Origin of the sequence: Algoriphagus alkaliphilus (assembly GCF_900103735.1) — a bacterium.
Taxonomy (GTDB): Bacteria; Bacteroidota; Bacteroidia; order Cytophagales; family Cyclobacteriaceae; genus Algoriphagus; species Algoriphagus alkaliphilus.
Genome location: NZ_FMXE01000005.1, coordinates 155787 through 174065, shown reverse-complemented (window position 1 = coordinate 174065; position 18279 = coordinate 155787). Strand labels below are relative to the sequence as shown.

The 18279-nt window shown below is 40.1% G+C and carries 15 protein-coding genes; 11 read left to right on the top strand and 4 right to left on the bottom strand.

Translation table 11 applies throughout. The features are described 5' to 3' along the window. Positions 1-124: 124 nt before the first annotated feature. From BLQ81_RS04515 to BLQ81_RS04495, 5 genes are all read left to right on the top strand, one after another. Complete coding sequence (locus BLQ81_RS04515; protein ID WP_092728801.1) at positions 125-790, top strand: 3-keto-disaccharide hydrolase; 666 nt, start codon at positions 125-127, stop codon at positions 788-790. 25 nt (positions 791-815) lie between these two features. Continuing rightward, the gene (locus BLQ81_RS04510; protein WP_092728756.1) at positions 816-2165 is read left to right on the top strand and encodes a Gfo/Idh/MocA family protein; all 1350 of its coding nucleotides are present in this window, start codon (positions 816-818) and stop codon (positions 2163-2165) included. Positions 2166-2491: 326 nt separating this feature from the next. Continuing rightward, positions 2492-4957, top strand: a complete 2466-nt coding sequence (locus BLQ81_RS04505; RefSeq protein WP_245693170.1) for an FtsX-like permease family protein — start codon at positions 2492-2494, stop codon at positions 4955-4957. A 132-nt stretch (positions 4958-5089) separates the two neighbouring features. Beyond that, positions 5090-5770 carry an ABC transporter ATP-binding protein gene (locus BLQ81_RS04500; protein WP_092728755.1) on the top strand — a complete coding sequence of 227 codons (681 nt, stop codon included), beginning with the start codon at positions 5090-5092 and terminating at the stop codon, positions 5768-5770. Beyond that, complete coding sequence (locus BLQ81_RS04495) at positions 5751-7094, top strand: TolC family protein (RefSeq protein ID WP_092728754.1); 1344 nt, start codon at positions 5751-5753, stop codon at positions 7092-7094. Before BLQ81_RS04500 ends, BLQ81_RS04495 begins: the two co-directional genes overlap by 20 nt. A gap of 533 nt (positions 7095-7627) precedes the next feature. Here the strand turns inward: BLQ81_RS04495 and BLQ81_RS04490 are convergent. From BLQ81_RS04490 to BLQ81_RS23075, 4 genes are all read right to left on the bottom strand, one after another. Beyond that, positions 7628-8470 carry an OmpA/MotB family protein gene (locus BLQ81_RS04490; RefSeq protein ID WP_092728799.1) on the bottom strand — a complete coding sequence of 281 codons (843 nt, stop codon included), beginning with the start codon at positions 8468-8470 and terminating at the stop codon, positions 7628-7630. 312 nt (positions 8471-8782) lie between these two features. Beyond that, complete coding sequence (locus BLQ81_RS04485; RefSeq protein ID WP_092728753.1) at positions 8783-9367, bottom strand: DUF4136 domain-containing protein; 585 nt, start codon at positions 9365-9367, stop codon at positions 8783-8785. A 180-nt stretch (positions 9368-9547) separates the two neighbouring features. Next, a complete protein-coding gene (locus tag BLQ81_RS04480) occupies positions 9548-9805 on the bottom strand; it encodes a DUF2490 domain-containing protein (RefSeq protein ID WP_407640238.1) in 258 nt (85 codons plus the stop codon). After that, positions 9774-9878, bottom strand: a complete 105-nt coding sequence (locus BLQ81_RS23075; protein WP_407640237.1) for a hypothetical protein — start codon at positions 9876-9878, stop codon at positions 9774-9776. Before BLQ81_RS23075 ends, BLQ81_RS04480 begins: the two co-directional genes overlap by 32 nt. 453 nt (positions 9879-10331) lie before the next feature. On the opposite strand from BLQ81_RS23075, the gene BLQ81_RS04475 reads away from it, so the two are divergent. The 6 genes from BLQ81_RS04475 to BLQ81_RS04450 all read left to right on the top strand — a co-directional run bounded on the left by BLQ81_RS04475 (position 10332) and on the right by BLQ81_RS04450 (position 18044). Beyond that, positions 10332-10700: a DUF2116 family Zn-ribbon domain-containing protein gene (locus BLQ81_RS04475; RefSeq protein ID WP_092728751.1), complete on the top strand. Its 369-nt coding sequence runs from the start codon at positions 10332-10334 to the stop codon at positions 10698-10700. Between the two features lie 668 nt (positions 10701-11368). Continuing rightward, positions 11369-12307 (top strand): UDP-glucuronic acid decarboxylase family protein, encoded by a 939-nt coding sequence (locus BLQ81_RS04470; protein WP_092728750.1) that lies wholly within the window; start codon positions 11369-11371, stop codon positions 12305-12307. Between the two features lie 557 nt (positions 12308-12864). Then, on the top strand, positions 12865-14022 hold the full coding sequence (locus BLQ81_RS04465; RefSeq protein WP_092728749.1) for a glycosyltransferase family 4 protein: 1158 nt from the start codon (positions 12865-12867) through the stop codon (positions 14020-14022). A gap of 129 nt (positions 14023-14151) precedes the next feature. After that, a complete protein-coding gene (locus tag BLQ81_RS04460) occupies positions 14152-15288 on the top strand; it encodes an aminotransferase class I/II-fold pyridoxal phosphate-dependent enzyme (RefSeq protein WP_092728748.1) in 1137 nt (378 codons plus the stop codon). Between the two features lies 1 nt (position 15289). After that, positions 15290-15898: a sugar transferase gene (locus BLQ81_RS04455; RefSeq protein ID WP_092728747.1), complete on the top strand. Its 609-nt coding sequence runs from the start codon at positions 15290-15292 to the stop codon at positions 15896-15898. A 235-nt stretch (positions 15899-16133) separates the two neighbouring features. Then, positions 16134-18044: a polysaccharide biosynthesis protein gene (locus tag BLQ81_RS04450; RefSeq protein ID WP_092728746.1), complete on the top strand. Its 1911-nt coding sequence runs from the start codon at positions 16134-16136 to the stop codon at positions 18042-18044. Positions 18045-18279 lie beyond the last annotated feature (235 nt).

The window sequence follows — 18279 nt, the reverse complement described above, 5'->3', positions numbered from 1 at the left end:
AAATGAATAAACGTCTCTTAAAGTAATTATTTTTTTAAAAAAGGCATTTGTTTAGAAAATTCCTTGAAAAGTCGATTTGTCGATTAGTTTTGTAGATATCTAAGAATCGCCAAAAAATAAAATGATGCGAGAATTAAATTCGATTACTTCTATTTTGGTTTTGATCCTTGTTGCATTATTGATTTCATGCAGTAGCCAAAAGCCAAGTGGGGAGAAAGGTTTTGTCCCACTTTTCAACGGTAATAATTTAGATGGGTGGGTAGGAAATAAAACCTCTTATCAGGCACAGGATGGAATGATCATAATTGACCCTAAGGGAACTGGTGGGGGCAATCTTTTTACAGAAAAAGAATACGGAAACTTCATTCTAAGATTTGAGTTTCAGCTTACCCCCGGCGCCAATAATGGTTTGGGCATCCACGCGCCTTTGGAGGGCGATGCGGCCTATGTTGGAAAGGAACTTCAAATTCTGGACAACGAAGCAGAGAAATACGCAGAGCTACAGGAATACCAATACCATGGTTCGGTGTACGGCGTGATGCCCGCCAAGCGGGGATATTTGAAACCCTTTGGCGAGTGGAATCAACAAGAAGTGATCGTAGAGCATCCAAAAATTAAAGTAATCCTCAATGGGGTGACTATTTTGGAGGGCGACTACCTTGAGGCAAGTAAAGATGGGACCATGGATAAGAAAGACCATCCTGGCTTGCAGCGAAGCAGTGGACACATCGGATTTTTGGGACATGGAGATGTGGTTCATTTCAGGAATATCAGAATCAAGGAATTATAGATTTTAAAAAATAACATAACTGGATATGAGTAAAAAATTCACCTTTATCGACCGAAGGGATTTCCTTAAGAAAACCGGACTTGGATTATTCGGATTGGCATTATCGCCAGCTGCTCTGGCAAATATGAAAGCAGATGGAAGGCTTCGTACCGCACATATTGGAGTTGGAAATATGGGTTTCGAGGATCTAAAGGCTATTTCTTCCCATTCCTTGGTTGATGTTACTGCGCTTTGTGATGTGGACAGCAATAATTTGGCTGCCGCAGCCAAGCTTTTTCCTAATGCAAAAACCTATTCCGATTACCGAATTATGCTTAAGGAAATGGCCAATAACGTCGATGCGGTGATTGTATCAACTCCCGACCACACCCATGCCCCAGCTTCTATGATGGCAATGAATATAAATAAGCCTGTTTATTGCCAAAAACCCCTGACCCACCATGTGACAGAGGCTCGAAAGATGAAGGCTTTGGCAAAGAAGAAAAACTTGGTGACTCAGATGGGAATACAGGTGCACTCATTTTACGATTACAAACTAGCTACCTTACTCATCCAATCAGGTATCATAGGTAAAGTAAATACAGTTCGTGCTTGGTCACCGAAAAACTGGGGTTACGATGGACCTGAACCTACCGGAAGTGATCCTGTGCCGGCTAATTTGGATTGGAATCTTTGGTTGGGTACTGCTCCCGAACGACCGTATAAGGAAGGAGTTTACCATCCGGGCAACTGGAGAAAAATTATGGATTTTGGTTGTGGAACGCTCGGCGATATGGGAGTACACATTTTTGATACCCCATACAATGCACTTCAATTGGATGTCCCGAGGACAATTATCAATGAATGCCGTCAACCCACTGGATTCGGTTTTCCGGAGCATAATATCGTGACGTATGAATTTCCAGCCACTCCATATACCGCCGAGACGCTCAAGTGGGTATGGTATGATGGACCAGGAGCTCCTGCTGATCATGAAGATTTGAAATTGCCAAATGGAGAAAAACTTCCGGAACAGGGTGCCATGTTTATGGGGGAAAAAGGCCGCTTGCTTTTGCCTCACTTCCAGCAATTGCCTCGGCTCATTGTGGACGGGAAATATCAGGAATTTGAGGTAGCACCATTTAATCTCGGAGCACCGGTGAAGGACTATGATGGAGAAAGCAAGAAGCATTACCACCAGTTTGTGGATGCTTGCTTAGGAAATGGAGAATGTACTGCACCGTTTGAGTATTCAGCCCGATTAACTGAGACCATATTGCTGGGAGTGATTGCAGGAAGATTCCCCAATCAAATGCTCCACTGGGACAGCAGAAAAGCTAAATTCTCGGAAAAAGCAGCTAATAAGTTCCTGGATGGGAAGTATAGGAAGTTTTGAGGAAGACAAAAAAACAAGAAACAAGAAGAAAGAATCAAGACACAAGAAGCAAAACACAAGAGAACATTCTTTGGCTATGGAAAAATTGAGTATTGGAAATTGACCATTGAGAATTGATCATTGTTCGCTGGCGAACAAAAATGTTCGAGTATTTACTAGGCTTAAATCCAAAAAAATGCCTCTGAAGCCAATTCAGGGGCTTTTTTTATGGCATAATAGTGGAAAAGGGTAGAAGAAGTATTCAGTCGCAGTTTACAGTATTCAGGAAATCAGGCCACACTCATTCTTGAGAATACAAATAAGCTTAGAGTGAATAATTGGATTAGATGAATCTTCTAATATTTCAATCCGCCACGGCGGACAAGTCTTTAAAATTTTCCAATACAAAAGCCATGTGGAAAAATTATCTGATTGTCTCTTTTAGAAACCTGAAGAAGCGGAAGCTCTATACAGGAATTAATTTGTTGGGTTTGACCATTGCCTTGGTGAGTTTTTTTGTGATATCGCTCTACATTTATCATGAATGGAGCTATGACCGAATATACACCGGTGCAGATCGGATTTATAAGTTCAATCAGGAGTTTATTTCAGGAGGGGAAAAACAATTGGTGGGAACCACTCCTTCGAGCTTGGTGCCAACCTTGATTGAGGAGTTTCCTGAAGTGGAAACTGGTACACTGGTTTTTGACCTGAGTATTTTTTCTTCAGTCATGGTCGACGCAGGTGAAGGAAATCAGGAGGAGTCTCGGTTTGCGTTTGTGGACGATAATTTCTACCAAGTTTTTGATTTTGAAATCCTGGCAGGTCAAAAAGGAAAGTTACTCAATGAACCCAATCAATTGGTCCTTACTGAAAGCACTGCAAAGCGATATTTTGGTTCAGCCCAAAATGCAGAAGGAAAGTCTTTGAAAATCGATGGACAAGAATACTTCATCACAGGTGTGATGGAAGATTTTCCCAGCAACAGCCATTTGGATTTTGATTTTTTGGCTTCGTTCAAAACCCACCGGCATGGCAGAAATCCCGAGTGGTCTCCAAGCAATTATTACAGCTATGCAAAACTTCGGCCTGAGTCAAACCCCAAGGAATTTGAAGCAAAACTTCCAATGATGGTGGAGAAATATTTGGGAGAAGCTCAAAAGGAATATGGTTTTCAAACCTCTTTTTTTCCTCAAGTTGTTACCTCCATTCACCTGGGTGATCAAACGATCAGAACTGTGAAGCCAGGCACAGATATTAAGTATCTTTACATTTTTGGACTTGTCGCCATTCTGTTGATTGCAATCGGAATTATCAATTATGTGAATTTGGCGACGGCTGAAGCCACTGAGCGAAACAAGGAGGTGGGGCTTAGAAAAGTGATGGGAGCTGACAGAGTTCAACTTTTCGGTCAATTTGTTTCCGAATCGATGATCTTGTCCTTTGGGGCTGCAGCTTTAAGTTTATTTGTTATCTACCTTGTTTCACCTCAATTTGCCAAGTTGAGCGGGGCCCCCTTGGACCTAAACTTACTTTTTTCAATACCTGGAATGCTTCTTTTGGCCGGATTGGTTCTTATCATCGGACTTTTATCAGGGATGTATCCATCAGTGATTCTTTCAGGTTTGGAACCTATCAAAGCTTTGGGCAACAAAGTGAAAATTGGAGGAGGAGCATGGGTCAGGAAGTCCTTGGTTGTTTTTCAATTTTTTGTTTCTATGGGATTGTTGATTTCCACTTTCGTAGTCAAATCACAGCTTGACTACATGCGGGAAGTCAATCTTGGATACCAACGGGAACAGGTAATTGCTTTGCCATATCATTACAACATGCGTAAATCTATTGATGCAGTCAAGCAGGAAATGCTTAGGACCGGAGCTGCTGAATCCATTTCCTTGGCTTCAGATATGCCGATATATATCAAAGCTGGGTATAGCATTTTTCGTGGAGGAGACAATCAAAATGAATTTATGATCACGGGTTATTCCGTAGACAAAGACTTAGTCAAAACCATAGGCTTGGAAATTTTGGAAGGAGAAAACTTTCTGGACACGGATCTTTCCAGAACAATGGCCTATGATTCCTCAATGGAATACCCCGTCATTTTAAATGAATCTGCACTTCAGCAGCTGGGTTGGAATGCCGGGGAAGCTATCGGAAGAAAAGTGAATTTTGGAGGAGGGATGGCCCATGTCAAGGGTGTTGTTAAGAATTTTTACTTTAATTCATTGCACCATGGAGTTGGTCCCCTTGCGATATTTATTGATCCTGAGCAAGCCAATGTTTTACTGCTAAGACTTCCTGCAGGGAATCCTGCTGTACATCTTGCAAGGCTTGAGCAAACCTGGAAAGAAATGGCTCCTGACCGACCTTTTAATTACAAGTTTGTCGATCAGGAATACGCCCAATTGTATCGCTCTGAAGAGCGCGTTGGGGCAGTGTTTGGACTGTTCTCCGGAATTGCGATTTTCATCGCCTGCATGGGATTATTCGGTTTAGTGTCTTATGTCGCCTTACGGAGAACTCGTGAAATAAGTATTCGGAAAGTACTTGGAGCAACGCAACATGACGTCCTCTCCGTCCTTTCCGCAGACTTTTTCAGGCTGTTGGGATTAGCTGCCGGTTTGGCTATAGGCTTTGGATTGTGGTTTACCGACGCTTGGCTTGCAGCCTTTGCCAATAAAGCCTCCATCGGAATCTGGCCGTATCTGTATGCTGTTTTGATCGTCCTGCTTTTGGCATTGATCACAATCGGGTACCGTAGCTGGAAAGTTTACACCATGAATCCTTCCAAAACTTTAAAAAGTGAGTAATTGCCTGATGTCCGATCCGCCGCGGCAGACAAATCCGATATATCCAACACTTCTGCCTTCCCACTTTACAACATTGAACCTTGAACCTATGAAATCTTCCAATCTTTCAATTTTAAAATCTTTCAATCCTAAATGATTCAACTTAAAGAAATTGATAAGTACATCGAGTCGCGATTCCAGCGGGTATTTATACTCAAAGGAATTAACCTGACTATCGGAGAGGGTGAATTTATTACACTAATGGGTCCTTCGGGAGCAGGTAAATCCACCCTGCTGAATATCCTCGGCTTGCTGGATGAGGACTATGCAGGTGAATACTATTTCGGGGATAAAAGTATCCGCAAAATGAAGGATAAAGAACGGTCCAGCCTTCATAAAAGTGAGTTTGGATACATCTTTCAGGCCTATCATCTGATCGATGAACTCACAGTTTATGAAAATATTGAAACGCCTTTGCTCTACCGAAGTGTCTCCTCCTCTGAGCGAAAAAGCATCATTGCCGATCTCTTGGACAGATTCAATATGGTGGCCAAAAAGGATCTTTTTCCTGCGCAACTTTCAGGAGGTCAACAGCAATTGGTAGGCATAGCCAGGGCAATTGCCGGACGTCCCAGAGTGCTTTTGGCCGATGAGCCAACAGGGAATTTGCACTCAGGGCAGGCCAGGGAGATTATGGAGATATTCCAGGAACTACACGCCGAGGGAACAACCATCATTCAGGCAACCCATGCCCGTGAAAACGCCGATTTCGGCACCCGATTAATCAATTTAGTAGACGGTAGAATAGAAACTGATGAAGCGATTGCAAAATAAACTCTCCATTACCACGCTTTTAGGTGTCTTCCTGTTAGTCGGAAATGTCAAAGCTCAAGATACCATACCTTTGAATTTTGAAATGGCGGTGGATCTTGCGCTGAGTAAAAATCTGGACTATAAAATTCAGGAAAACAATATGTCCATTCTTCAGCGGGAGAAGCAAGTAGCTTTTCTTTCCCATCTGCCCAATGTGGGTGTCTCCACCAATATTGCCCGACAAAGTGGTCAGCAGTTCCAGCAAATCGAAGGTGAAATTGTGGTGACCAATGTGACCAATGATATCGTCGGCGGTAACCTAAGCATGAACATGCCTTTATTCAATTCCGGTCGAAGAATTCTGGATACCCAATCCGCCAATCTCGCTTTACAAGCGGGAGAAAAAGGACTAAACCGGGCCAAACAACAAGTGATCTTTGATGTGTCTCAAAGATATCTTCAGGTATTGTTGGATCAGGAATTATTGCGAATTGCAGGCGAAAACTTAGACAATCAAAAACAACAGCTTACTCAAATCGAAGGTTTTGTCGACGCGGGCTTAAGAACCATTTCTGATCTATACAATCAGCAATCCGAGGTGGCAAGACTTGAATCTGTAAAAGTCGATGCAGCGGTTCAACTTCAAAATAACCTTTGGTTGTTGAGCGAATACCTCCAATTGGCCCCCGGTGTGGTGCCGTCAATAGAATCAGTGGAACCTATCCGCGAGACAGGTTCTTTCGATGGCTTGGACATTGTTCAACTCTATGAGCTTGCAACATCCAACCGTCAGGATTTAAGTCAACAATCCTTGCTCGCTACATCTTTTAAAAAGGACATGCAAGCCTTGAAAGCGATGTATTTTCCGAGATTGAATGCTTTTTACAATTATAACACGTTCTTTACCTCACTCGACAGTCGTTCCCTTCAGGAGCAGTTTTTAAGGATTTACCCTCAGAATACGCGGGGTATTGGAATAGTGATTCCTATTTTCACAAACTTCCAAGCTAGGCTTGACGTCACCCGCAGTCGTGCGGCATATGAAAATCAACTCCTTCGCAAGGAATCGATCGAGCGGAAAGTTTACCAAGATGTGAAATTGGCCCATCAGAATTACTCGGCGGCCCTTCGGAAGGAAAAAAATTCCCAAGTCCAAGTTTTGGCTGCCGAAGAGGCATTTAAGGCCGTGAGCGAGCGTTTCCGGCTTGGACTTTCCAGCTTTGTAGATATTTCAACAGCCAATCAAACCATGGTGAGAGCGCAAGCAGATCTTGCGCAGGCGGTTTACACCCTTTATTTCCAGGAGGTTTTAATGAAATTTGCGTTGGGTACCTTGGAGTACTGATTGACACTGAAAAAAAATCACCACAGAGAATTAGTTTCCGCACGATCAAAGGATGGAAATTGCAGCATACATTTCTGGCAATGGATCTCTACTTTGAGTTCACAGCGGGCCTTCTTTTAGAGAAATTGAGGATTGACTGTGGAGTCTTTGCGCACGCTGTTAGAGCGATAGCGACTGAAAATGAATCCAACGACGATTGAATTGGCACTCTTTTTTTCTTTGCGGAAAAAAAGACGTTTAATTTCATGTGTTTATAATTTGTTTTTTAGCTGTCACATGGAATGCCCTTTATAATCATTCCCCTGTGTGAGAAGCCTTTCTCATGGGCATTTCTTCACCGACGGGGGTTCCTGCCTAGGGCAGATTGTTGATTCAATATATTTCAAAAAGCTGTTCGAAGATTGCATATTCCTAGGTTTAAGCCCACCTGCATCATGCAGGACTGAAGTCTTGAACGACTTGGTTTCAAAGGCAAAGAAAGACAAGCCTTTAAGGCCTGTCTTTCAGTTGGTTGAATTGTGGTAGTTGGTGTATTATAGCATTGAGAAGAACATGTCCAAATCCGGGATCAGGACGATACGGGTTCTTCTGTTCAAGGCCATATTGTCTTTGCTGTCATTTTCAACCAAAGGCATGTATGAAGATCTACCGGCAGCAATCATTTTTTCCGGCGCAACTTGATATTTCAGTTGAAGCATTCTGACGATTGAGGTAGCTCTTTTAACTGACAGGTCCCAGTTATCCTCCAAAGCCGGGGTAGAGATTGTTCTTGAGTCAGTATGTCCCTCTATCATTACTTGTAAACTTGGTTCAGCGTTGATTACTTCAGCAAGTTTTTTAAGCAAAGGTTCTGCCTTTGAATTGATTCGATAGCTGCCTGTGGTAAAAAGTAATTTATCCGAAATCGAGATCATCACTACTGTTTTGTCAATATCAATTTGAATATCATCAGCATCCCCACCCTGATCGGTGAAATTTTGTCTGATATTATGTCCGATGGCAAGGTTGACCGAGTCCTCCAATGTTTTGGCTCCTGCAAGCAGGCTTGGATCTATTTTGGTCAGGGTCTCTTTCATTTTAGTTTTGGAATTTTTTGACATTACAGCAGCACCTTCAATGCTCAGCATCCCGCTGTTTTTCTCGGACAACTGATCATTGGTCTCCCGAAGCGAGTTGATTCTGGAATTGTATTCTGCTACACGAGCCTCGATGGCTGACATTTTTTCTTCCAATTCAGTTTTCTCTTGATTGGAGACGGCTAGTTCTGTTTGAGTTCTAAAAAGGTTGCTTTCAAGTTCTGTGTATTTCTTTTTTGACACACAAGAGACTGTCAGGCTTAGGCCAATGATGCCTGCAAGAATTAACGATGTTTTCATCTGATTATAGTTTTTTTTTAAGGCTAGATGGAATCTCGCTTGGCTAGGAATCGTCTTAGTGTTTGGCGTTTTTGTTCTGCTCGATTTCATGGCATTTAGTTTTTGATTTTCTCTTTTAATCCAAAAAAGCCGCCACATTAGTAAAACTTACTTGTGATTAACATAATAGGAGAAGAAAAGTCCTTCAAAGCTTCAAATCACCTAATTTGAATTTTTCAAATAGGAATTGGTCAAAAAAAAAGTGTCCAGAGAAATCAGGACACTTTTGGCATAAGTGCTGATAAACTCCCCAGTATGAGGAGTTGAATTAGCCTATTCGCTCAATCTATTGATGATTTTGAATTCATTCATCACCCGATAGGCAGCCCTTGTAATGTCGGATTGAAAATTAGGTGATTCCTGATCAAATATAGCGGCGGTATATCCTTGCCATATGGTGCTGCCTTTTTTAGAGTCAATGACATAAATAACCAACATGCCACTGTTTTGGGCGTATTTGACTTGATTATACGTTTCATCTTTTTCCTGCTCCCGCTCGATTTCACCTTCATCATTGCGATAGGTCAACCCTGTCCTATTGAGCCAATAATCAAATTCAGGTTGCACATACCCCCGATAGCGAATCGAGTCAGAAAAAATTTTGTAACTCACCAGCATGTCCGGTTTGTTAATTTGCTCCCGATATCCCTGTGAACCCAATCTTGCACCTATGGTTGCATTGAGAACACTCGACAAGGGCGAGGACTCATTTTCACCCGACTCCACAAACGCAAAAGTCTTATATTTTTTAAATGACCCGGTATAATTGTAGTCGTAATCGGTCACGTAATCTTTTGAGGAAAAACAGGAGGATGAAATCACAACTAGGATTAGAAGGAGGGTAGATGAAATTTTCATGGGTTACTTAGATTTGGTTGTTCGGGATTTCTACATACCTATGGTGGGAGTTTAACCCTAGGATCTGAAATTTTGTTTTGTCAAGTGTTTATTTTTCAGCGTTCTAGCAAGTCTAATTTATCACAATCTGTTCATAAAATGTGTTTTTTTCCAGAATCATATCAGAAAATCACCAAGAATTCATTTTTTGGAAAATAGCTGGTGAAAGGCACTGAATTGGAGTTGGGTCTTCGAACGGAAGGTACTTGTCTGCTCCATCAGCCCAATTTGCAATGCCAATTTCGATGATGTACGATATCCCAAACCCAAATAGATTCTGTTAGGGTGAAAAAACTGAGAATTTTCTGTTGGCTTTTCTCCATTGATGAAAATCTCATCATATACCGGCAGGTAAATGGGTCCTTTATCACTCAGCTCTTTGGTATATGAAAACCGCATAGCGATAGCGGGTTCGAAAGTCTGATTTATCAATCCATCGCTGCTCGTATCGATAGCGGTGCGTAAGGCCGATTTTACCAAGCTCCCAACTCGCCTTCCTCTTGGGAAAAAGCAGGAATGGAAATCATTACAAATACTAGAAGGATCAAAACTTTCTTCATGTGGGAAAAATAGTAAAATAGTATGACGGATGCAGGATGTCAGGTGGCCGATGTTGGATGACCGGCAAGGATTCTTTGAAATCTAAATCGAGTTTCCACACAAAGCCTATTTCCCCTCTTAAGGGAGTCAGTAGACACAGGAAGCAAGTAGTGAAAAATAAAAATCTGTAAAACGTGAATAGTATGTCAATTAATTGCAGGACACCGGACTTTGGAAATCGATTCAACAATTAGTCAATTAGTCAATTTAACATCCGACATCCGAAACCCTTAATCCTTAACTTACTAACCCCTAAGGCCAAATTCAACCTCCACCTACCGATAAATTCAAACTAATCCTGTAAATTACCCCAAACTTTTTAGATATGAGCCAGGAAAAAAGAAACTGCCTACATTGCGGAAAACCGATTCAGGGTAGGGTAGATAAAAAATTCTGTGATGACAGCTGCAGAAACACCTACAACAATCAACAAAATTCGGATAGCACCAACCTGATCCGAAATATCAATCATACCCTCAAGAAAAATAGGAACATCCTTCAGAAATTGATCCCACTAGGGGAGGATCTATCCAAGACAACCCGGGAGCGACTGATGCGAGCAGGGTTTAATTTTAAATTTTTCACCCATAGCTACCAAAACAAAAAAGGTAACCTTTACCATTATTGCTATGACTTCGGGTATCTCGAACTCGAAGGAGATTGGTTTTTGATTGTTAAGGGGAAGGAGATATAAAAAATGTATTTCTAAATAGTTACAACCATAGGGTATTGCATTTTTGGTCAAATCCGAGATGTATTCTTAGTTGTTAACTCTGAAAGTTTAATTAATTTTGACTCAAAGTACGGAATTCCGCCTGATTAGGCGATTTAACTTCCAAAAAAGGGTCTGGGTAGTGATTAACAAAAACTGTCTAGATTCAAACTTCTGATGCTATATTTGTTCTCATAAAAGAAAAAATCAAATCGTTTAAAGATCTATAAACGACAGCAGAAGGAGATGATGTAATTAGTTTAAATGAATAGTTAATTATTGAAAGTGAGTAATGGATCCGAATCGAAAAATATGAAGATTTTGAAATTTGGCAGCTTTTCAGGGTGTTTTAACTGATTGTTAGCATTTAACAAAAGAAGGATTTGAAAGCGACGAAACTAAAGATTTTATCAATTTTCTATACATTGCCAAGGCATAAATCAGTAAGGTCAGATTCCAATCATAAGGGGCTTTCGTTCCGGATTTATTAACAAGACATCCTTTTGAGTATATTTTTTTTTATAACCGTGTCATTTAAAATAAAAATAAATAATCTTATTCTAACCTTGTTGTCAAGTGACTCCAAAGGTTTTAAACTAAAGATAAAATTTGAGCCTAACCTCTAAAACTGAATCCTTTAACCCCCAACCATGAAACGAATATTAGTCACTGGCGGCGCCGGATTTTTGGGATCTCACCTTTGTGAGCGATTACTTAATGAAGGCAACGAAGTGCTTTGTGTGGATAACCTTTTCACAGGAAGAAAATTTAACATTCACCATCTCTTGGATGATAAGAATTTCGAATTTCTGAGGCACGATGTGACTTTTCCACTTTATGCTGAGGTGGACGAAGTGTATAACCTTGCCTGTCCTGCCAGCCCTGTTCATTATCAGTTTGACCCAGTTCAGACCACCAAGACATCTGTAATTGGTGCCATCAATATGCTCGGCCTAGCCAAAAGGCTAAGAATAAAAATCCTTCAGGCCAGTACCTCCGAAGTCTATGGAGATCCTGAAATACATCCTCAACCTGAATCCTACAAAGGCAGTGTAAGTACCACCGGCATCCGCGCCTGTTACGACGAAGGAAAGCGATGTGCCGAGACACTCTTTTTTGATTACCACCGACAGCATAAGGTTGCGATCAAGGTGATGCGGATCTTCAATACCTACGGCCCAAGAATGCATCCAAACGACGGGAGAGTAGTCAGTAATTTTATCGTGCAGGCCTTGAAAGGGCAAGACATTACCATCTTTGGAGATGGCAAACAAACCCGAAGCTTTTGCTATGTGGATGACAATATTGAAGGGATGTATCGCTTGATGAATTCCCGCGATGGATTTACCGGACCGGTGAACATTGGCAATCCCGGTGAATTCACCATGCTGGAACTCGCCCAATTAGTCATCGAAATGACAGGAAGCAAAAGCCAATTGAAGTTTTTGCCATTGCCTCAGGATGATCCCATGCAGCGCCAACCGGTAATCGACCTGGCCAAAAAAGAATTGGACTGGGAACCCATTGTGGATTTACGTACCGGATTGGTGAAGACGATTGAATATTTTGATCATTTACTTAAATCTTAGATTGAATAAAAAAGCAATTGATTTTTATAGTTTAGATAAAATTTTTGAAATTTGATCCAACTAATTTTTTTTGAATTGTTTGGAGTCTTTTCCAAAATCAGAAATCTAACTATTGAATCAATTTGAAAGAAAATTTCAAAGTATGACTAAGAGTAAACCTTAGATTAATTAGGTGTTTAATGATTGCCGTTAAAAAAGCCATCTTTTTATCATCATTCTTTCAGAGAATTAATTTTGATGAAAACCAAAATCATAATTTCAAAAAATCTAATTTGTGTTCTAAAAAGATTTATTAAAATTTCCAGAGATAATTTCGATTAGCCAACTGTAGGCGATATTAAATCGGGTTTAAACCAATTTTAAAAATTTTTACCAATTCCATGTAGCAAATTGGGATTTCCATTCGTTGAAAGACTAAAGGTACTTTTGTGATCTAAAGCGGTTCGTAATTAAATATTCCAAAAAGAATTGCTTCAAATTACTTTTCAGTAAATGGAGGTATAATAATTGCTAAATCTTAAATTATATCGATTTCTTTTTTTAAAAACCAACCTATTATGTACTTTCTTTTAGCTACAATCACTGCTTTTTCTGTAGGTTTTCTGATTACTCCGATTGTCATCTCGGTACTCCGGAGAGCAAACATAGGAGACGCTCCGGGTGGGCGTAAAATCCATAAGAAATTTACGCCTTCGATGGGAGGAATTAGTTTTGTGGTCGCCACCTTCGTCACCCTTGCGATTTGGGGATGGCAGTTTCCACTTCCTGATATCCGATTTCTTCTTGGAGCTATTGCCTTGATGTTTATTGTGGGCCTTCGGGATGACATGGTTGAACTGAAAGCCAAACATAAATTGGCGGGTCAGTTTGTTGCCGTCTTAATTGTGGTTGTGGCCGGAGATATTCGGATCAAAGATTTTCACGGCTTCATAGGAGTACATGAGCTCCCGCTACTGATCAGCTATGGGTTTACTTCTTTTGTACTTTTAGCCCTTACTAATGCCTTTAATTTAATTGATGGATTAGATGGACTTGCAGGTACTGTGGCAGCCATTTCCTTGAGCATCTTGGGAGGATGGTTTTATATCCAAGGTCTTGAAAGTTATGCCGTCCTTAGCTTTTCATTGCTCGGTGGAGTACTTGCATTTATGATCTTCAATTGGCACCCTGCAAAAATTTTTATGGGTGATACAGGTTCTCTTACCCTTGGCTTTGGATTGGGGAGTTTGATCGTCGCCTTCATGGAAAACAATGCAGCATTACCCGCAGACGCATTCCTTAAAATTCAGCCTTCATTCACCGCGGGAATTGTACTGATGATCTATCCGCTTTATGACATGGCAAGAGTTTTTGCAAAAAGGGTTTCCCAGGGAAAGCATCCGATGACAGCAGATAAAAGCCATATTCACCATTTTATGATAAGAATGGGGATGAAGCATAATGAAGTTGCTTTAACCCTGGGTTTATTGCAATTAAGTCTGGTTTTATTGGTATTTATTTTGGGGGATTTTTCGGATAATGTTATCCTACCTGTGTTGGCAGCTATTGTCCTTGCCCTTGGTTTTAGACTTGATAGAGTGACTGTGAAATATGTGAAAAGACATTCACTTACCACTCCAAGGATATTAGAAATCAAGCCTTTGACTTCTACCCAAAGAAGTAAAGTTAAATTAGACAAAGAAATGTTGAATCCTGAAGAGATGAATTTGAATTAGTAATTAAAGACAGTAAAATAGTAAGAGAGGCTCCATTGGAGCCTTTTTAGTTTTAAAAATGAATTTTCTGGTTTGGTTTTTGTCCTTTAAGTTGTAAGTTTAACAGCATCAATTCTTATTTTCTGATTTATGCCCTATTTGATTCCACTTTCCGCTCCTGTATTTGATGGAAATGAAAGGGTATATATTGAAAAGGCTATGAGCTCAGGACAATTGGCTACAAGTGGGTCCTTTATAAATAAGTTTGAAAATAAATTTTCAAAAAAAATTAAAACCCATCAGGCAGTTGCACTCAACTCAGGTACTTCAGCTTTACATCTCGGACTGGTGATTTTGGGAGTCGGTCCTGGAGATGAGGTAATTTGCCAATCCTTTACTTTTTGTGCTTCAGCCAATCCGATCGTATACCTTGGTGCCTCTCCAATTTTTGTTGATAGTGAGGAAGATACCTGGAACATGTCGCCAGAACTTCTTGAAGATGCAATTCTGAGTAGAATATCCTTGGGGAGAAAGCCAAAAGCTATTATTGTCGTTCATCTATTTGGCATGCCGGCCAAAATGAAAGAAATAATGGAGATCTCTGAAAAATATAAAATCCCAGTCTTGGAAGATGCTGCTGAAGCTGTAGGCAGCACTTACAGAGAATTAAGTTGTGGTTCGTTTGGTAAAATCGGAGTATTTTCCTTCAATGGAAATAAAATCATCACCTCAGGCGGTGGCGGGGCTTTGATTTCTGATGAAGTCACCATTATTGAAAGAGCGAAATATCTATCCACCCAAGCCAGAGAAGACTTGCCCTATTATCAGCATCTGGAGATTGGATACAATTATAGAATGAATAATATGGCCGCAGCAGTAGGCCTTGCCCAACTCGAAAAACTCGATGCTTGTGTGGCAAAGCGACGGTTAATTAACGAAAGGTATAGGATTTTCTTTGAAGACCTTCCAGGAATAAGTTTTCAAAAAGAGTCGGAGGAATCTAAGTCTAATTTTTGGTTGACCACAATTTTGATTGACGAAAAACTAACCGGATTTTCAAATGACCGACTTCGGATTTTGTTGTTTAAAAATGGAATTGAGACTAGGTTTTTATGGAAACCCCTTCATCTTCAGCCTGCCTACCGCGGGGTACCGTTTTATGGGGGGCATGTTGCTGAAAAGTTATTTCTGCGTGGTTTATGCCTCCCAAGTTCTATTACGCTGACCTATGAAGATCAAAAGAAAATTGTGGGAGTTATAGAAAATGAATTGACCAAAATTTCCTAGTGTGAATTACCCGCGTTTTTGGAAGAGAATCCTAGATGTAATTATTGCCTCTTTAATGTTTCTTATACTTTTTCCACTCTTTTTGACACTGCTAGTTCTTCTCGCACTACATTTTAAAGGGAATCCTTTCTTCTTTCAGGATCGACCCGGAAGAAATGCTACACTTTTTAAAATAATGAAGTTTAAAACTATGGCAGATTCCAAAAATCAATTTGGAGATTTACTTTCAGACGAACTTAGAATTACCAATTTCGGCAAAATGGTTCGTAGAACTTCCTTGGATGAAATCCCTCAATTAATCAATGTCTTGAAAGGAGAAATGAGCCTGGTTGGGCCTCGACCATTACTGAAAGAGTACTTGTCATTATATAATTCTACACAGGCAAAAAGACATCAGGTGAGACCCGGTGTGACAGGTTGGGCGCAAATCAATGGAAGAAATGCGATTACTTGGGAAAAAAAATTCGAATACGATATTTGGTATGTACAACATGTTTCCCTTGGTCTGGATTTAAAAATACTTTTTCAAACTCTATGGAATGTATTGAGGGGAAAGGGTGTGAGCCAGCATGGACATGTCACAATTGGAAAATTCACTGGTAGTAAATAGTCCTTTTCCCAATTTATTTCATACAAAAAAATCCAATAACCTCTTTTGCTTCGTAGTTGTACTTCCTTTAGGTGTTGGCTTTAGATAAATCTTAAAAACAATTGGCTGAAAATTACAGAATAACCTAAAAAAAAAATGAAAATGAATAAATAAAAAAAATCTGCTTACTTTGCAATAATATTTTGAATAAATAGTTTGAAAATCTGTCTTATAACTATTTGAAAATAAATCTACTATGAATTTTTTATCCAGGCTGAAGATTCTCCCAAGATGGATTATTGCTTCTCTTGATTCTCTTATTCTTTTTCATTGTGCTCTTTTTGGTTACTTGGTTCGATTTAACTTTGAACTTGAACTCATTGAGCAGTATGATGCCTTTGCAGGAAGCTTCACTTTTATGATTGGAGGCCTGCTGGTTATGCAAAATACTCGAAGTTACGAGGGTATAGTAAGGCATACCGGATTTCGTGATGGCTCAAATATTTTTAAGACCGTCCTGATCAATTTTATTCTTTTCCTATTTCTTAATTTTTTCCATGGAAGCTTTCTTAATGATAAATTCCTCCTTCCTACCTCGGTTTTAATAGTTGCAAGTTTGTCAGCCATGTTTATGCTGATTTTTTATCGATTACTGGTAAAAGAACTCTTCGTTTATCTGAAAAATGGATTTGCTCAGAAAGATCTACGGCACGGTGTTATTTTTGGTGCAGGTGAAGCTGGGATAATCGCTCAGGAAGCAATCAAAAACGACAGTAAAAGTCAAATGAATATTGTCGCATTCTTGGATGATGACACTAAAAAAGACGGTAAAAATATTGATGGCAAACGAATTTATAAAGGACTGGATGACCTCGAAAAACTTGTAAAGCAATTTAATATCACTGAATTGATTATTGCTGTCAGGGATCTATCTGTTCACCGAAAAAATGAAATCATCGATGAATGCCTTAGATTGAACGTCTCGGTCTCTATGGTTCCTCCGGTGGATCAATGGATTAATGGTGGTCTAACTGCCGGGGCTATTCGGGAAATTAAAATTGAAGACTTACTGAGTAGGGAACAGATTATTTTGGACAATCCAAGGATCGAACAGGACCTAAAAGATAAGGTTGTCATGGTTTCCGGAGCTGCGGGCTCTATTGGCTCTGAGCTATGTAGACAAATATCTTATTATCATCCCAAGTTAATTGTGATGCTGGATATTGCGGAGTCACCTTTGTATGATATTGAGCAAGAATTTAGAGAGCAACACCCAAACTGTGCTATCAAGATTGTCTTGGGGGATGTGAAGAATAAAAAGAAGATGAAGGAAATCTTCAAAGAATTCAAACCCCAAGTAGTATTCCACGCAGCTGCCTACAAGCATGTTCCGATGATGGAAAATTATCCGGAAGAAGCAGTTCATGCCAATGTAATAGGTACTAAAATTCTTGCAGATCTTTCCGTTTTGTCCCAAGTCGAAAAATTTGTTTTCGTCTCCACGGATAAAGCTGTTAACCCTACTAATGTGATGGGGGCTAGCAAGCGGGCAGCAGAAATGTATGTTCAGGCTTTGAATGAATACTTGGAAGCCAACCACAAAAAGTACCATACTCGTTTTATAACTACCAGATTTGGAAATGTCTTAGGCTCAAATGGTTCTGTAATTCCACTCTTCAAAAAGCAAATTTTGAATGGCGGGCCGATATCAGTTACTCACCCCGACATCACTAGGTATTTCATGACCATTCCTGAGGCCTGTCAGCTTGTTCTGGAAGCTGGAGTAATGGGAGAAGGAGGCGAAATTTTCGTCTTTGACATGGGGGAGCCGCTTAAGATTCTGGATCTGGCTAAAAAGATGATTCAACTCTCCGGTAAGAAGGTTGATGTGGATATCAAAATCCAATTTACCGGCCTGAGAGAAGGGGAGAAGCTGTATGAGGAATTGCTGAACGATTTCGAAACAGTAAAAATCACCCACCATCCAAAAATAAAAATTGCTCAAGTTCAAACTTCATCTTATCATAGAATTGATGGACAGATTGAGTTTTTCCATGAGTTGATCGGAAAAAATAACGAAACAGATCTCGTTAGACATTTGAAGTCTTTAGTACCGGAGTATATCTCCAATTCCTCAAGATTTGAAGTCTTGGACCGAATGAATTGATAGTATCAAGTATTAAGTACCAAGTATGATATCAAGAATAGCCGCTTTGTAATAAGAGCGGCTTTTTTTGTTTCTGAATCTTAATGCTTTGTTGGATTTGGGATTTGTGAGCAAGGCCGCTTTGTTTTTTTTCAGAAGCCTATCTCGCGACCGAAGGGAGCCTAGTTCTATTGTATTTCCACATTATTTCTACTTTTCTTGATACTAAAATCTTGATACTTACCTTTGCATTGAT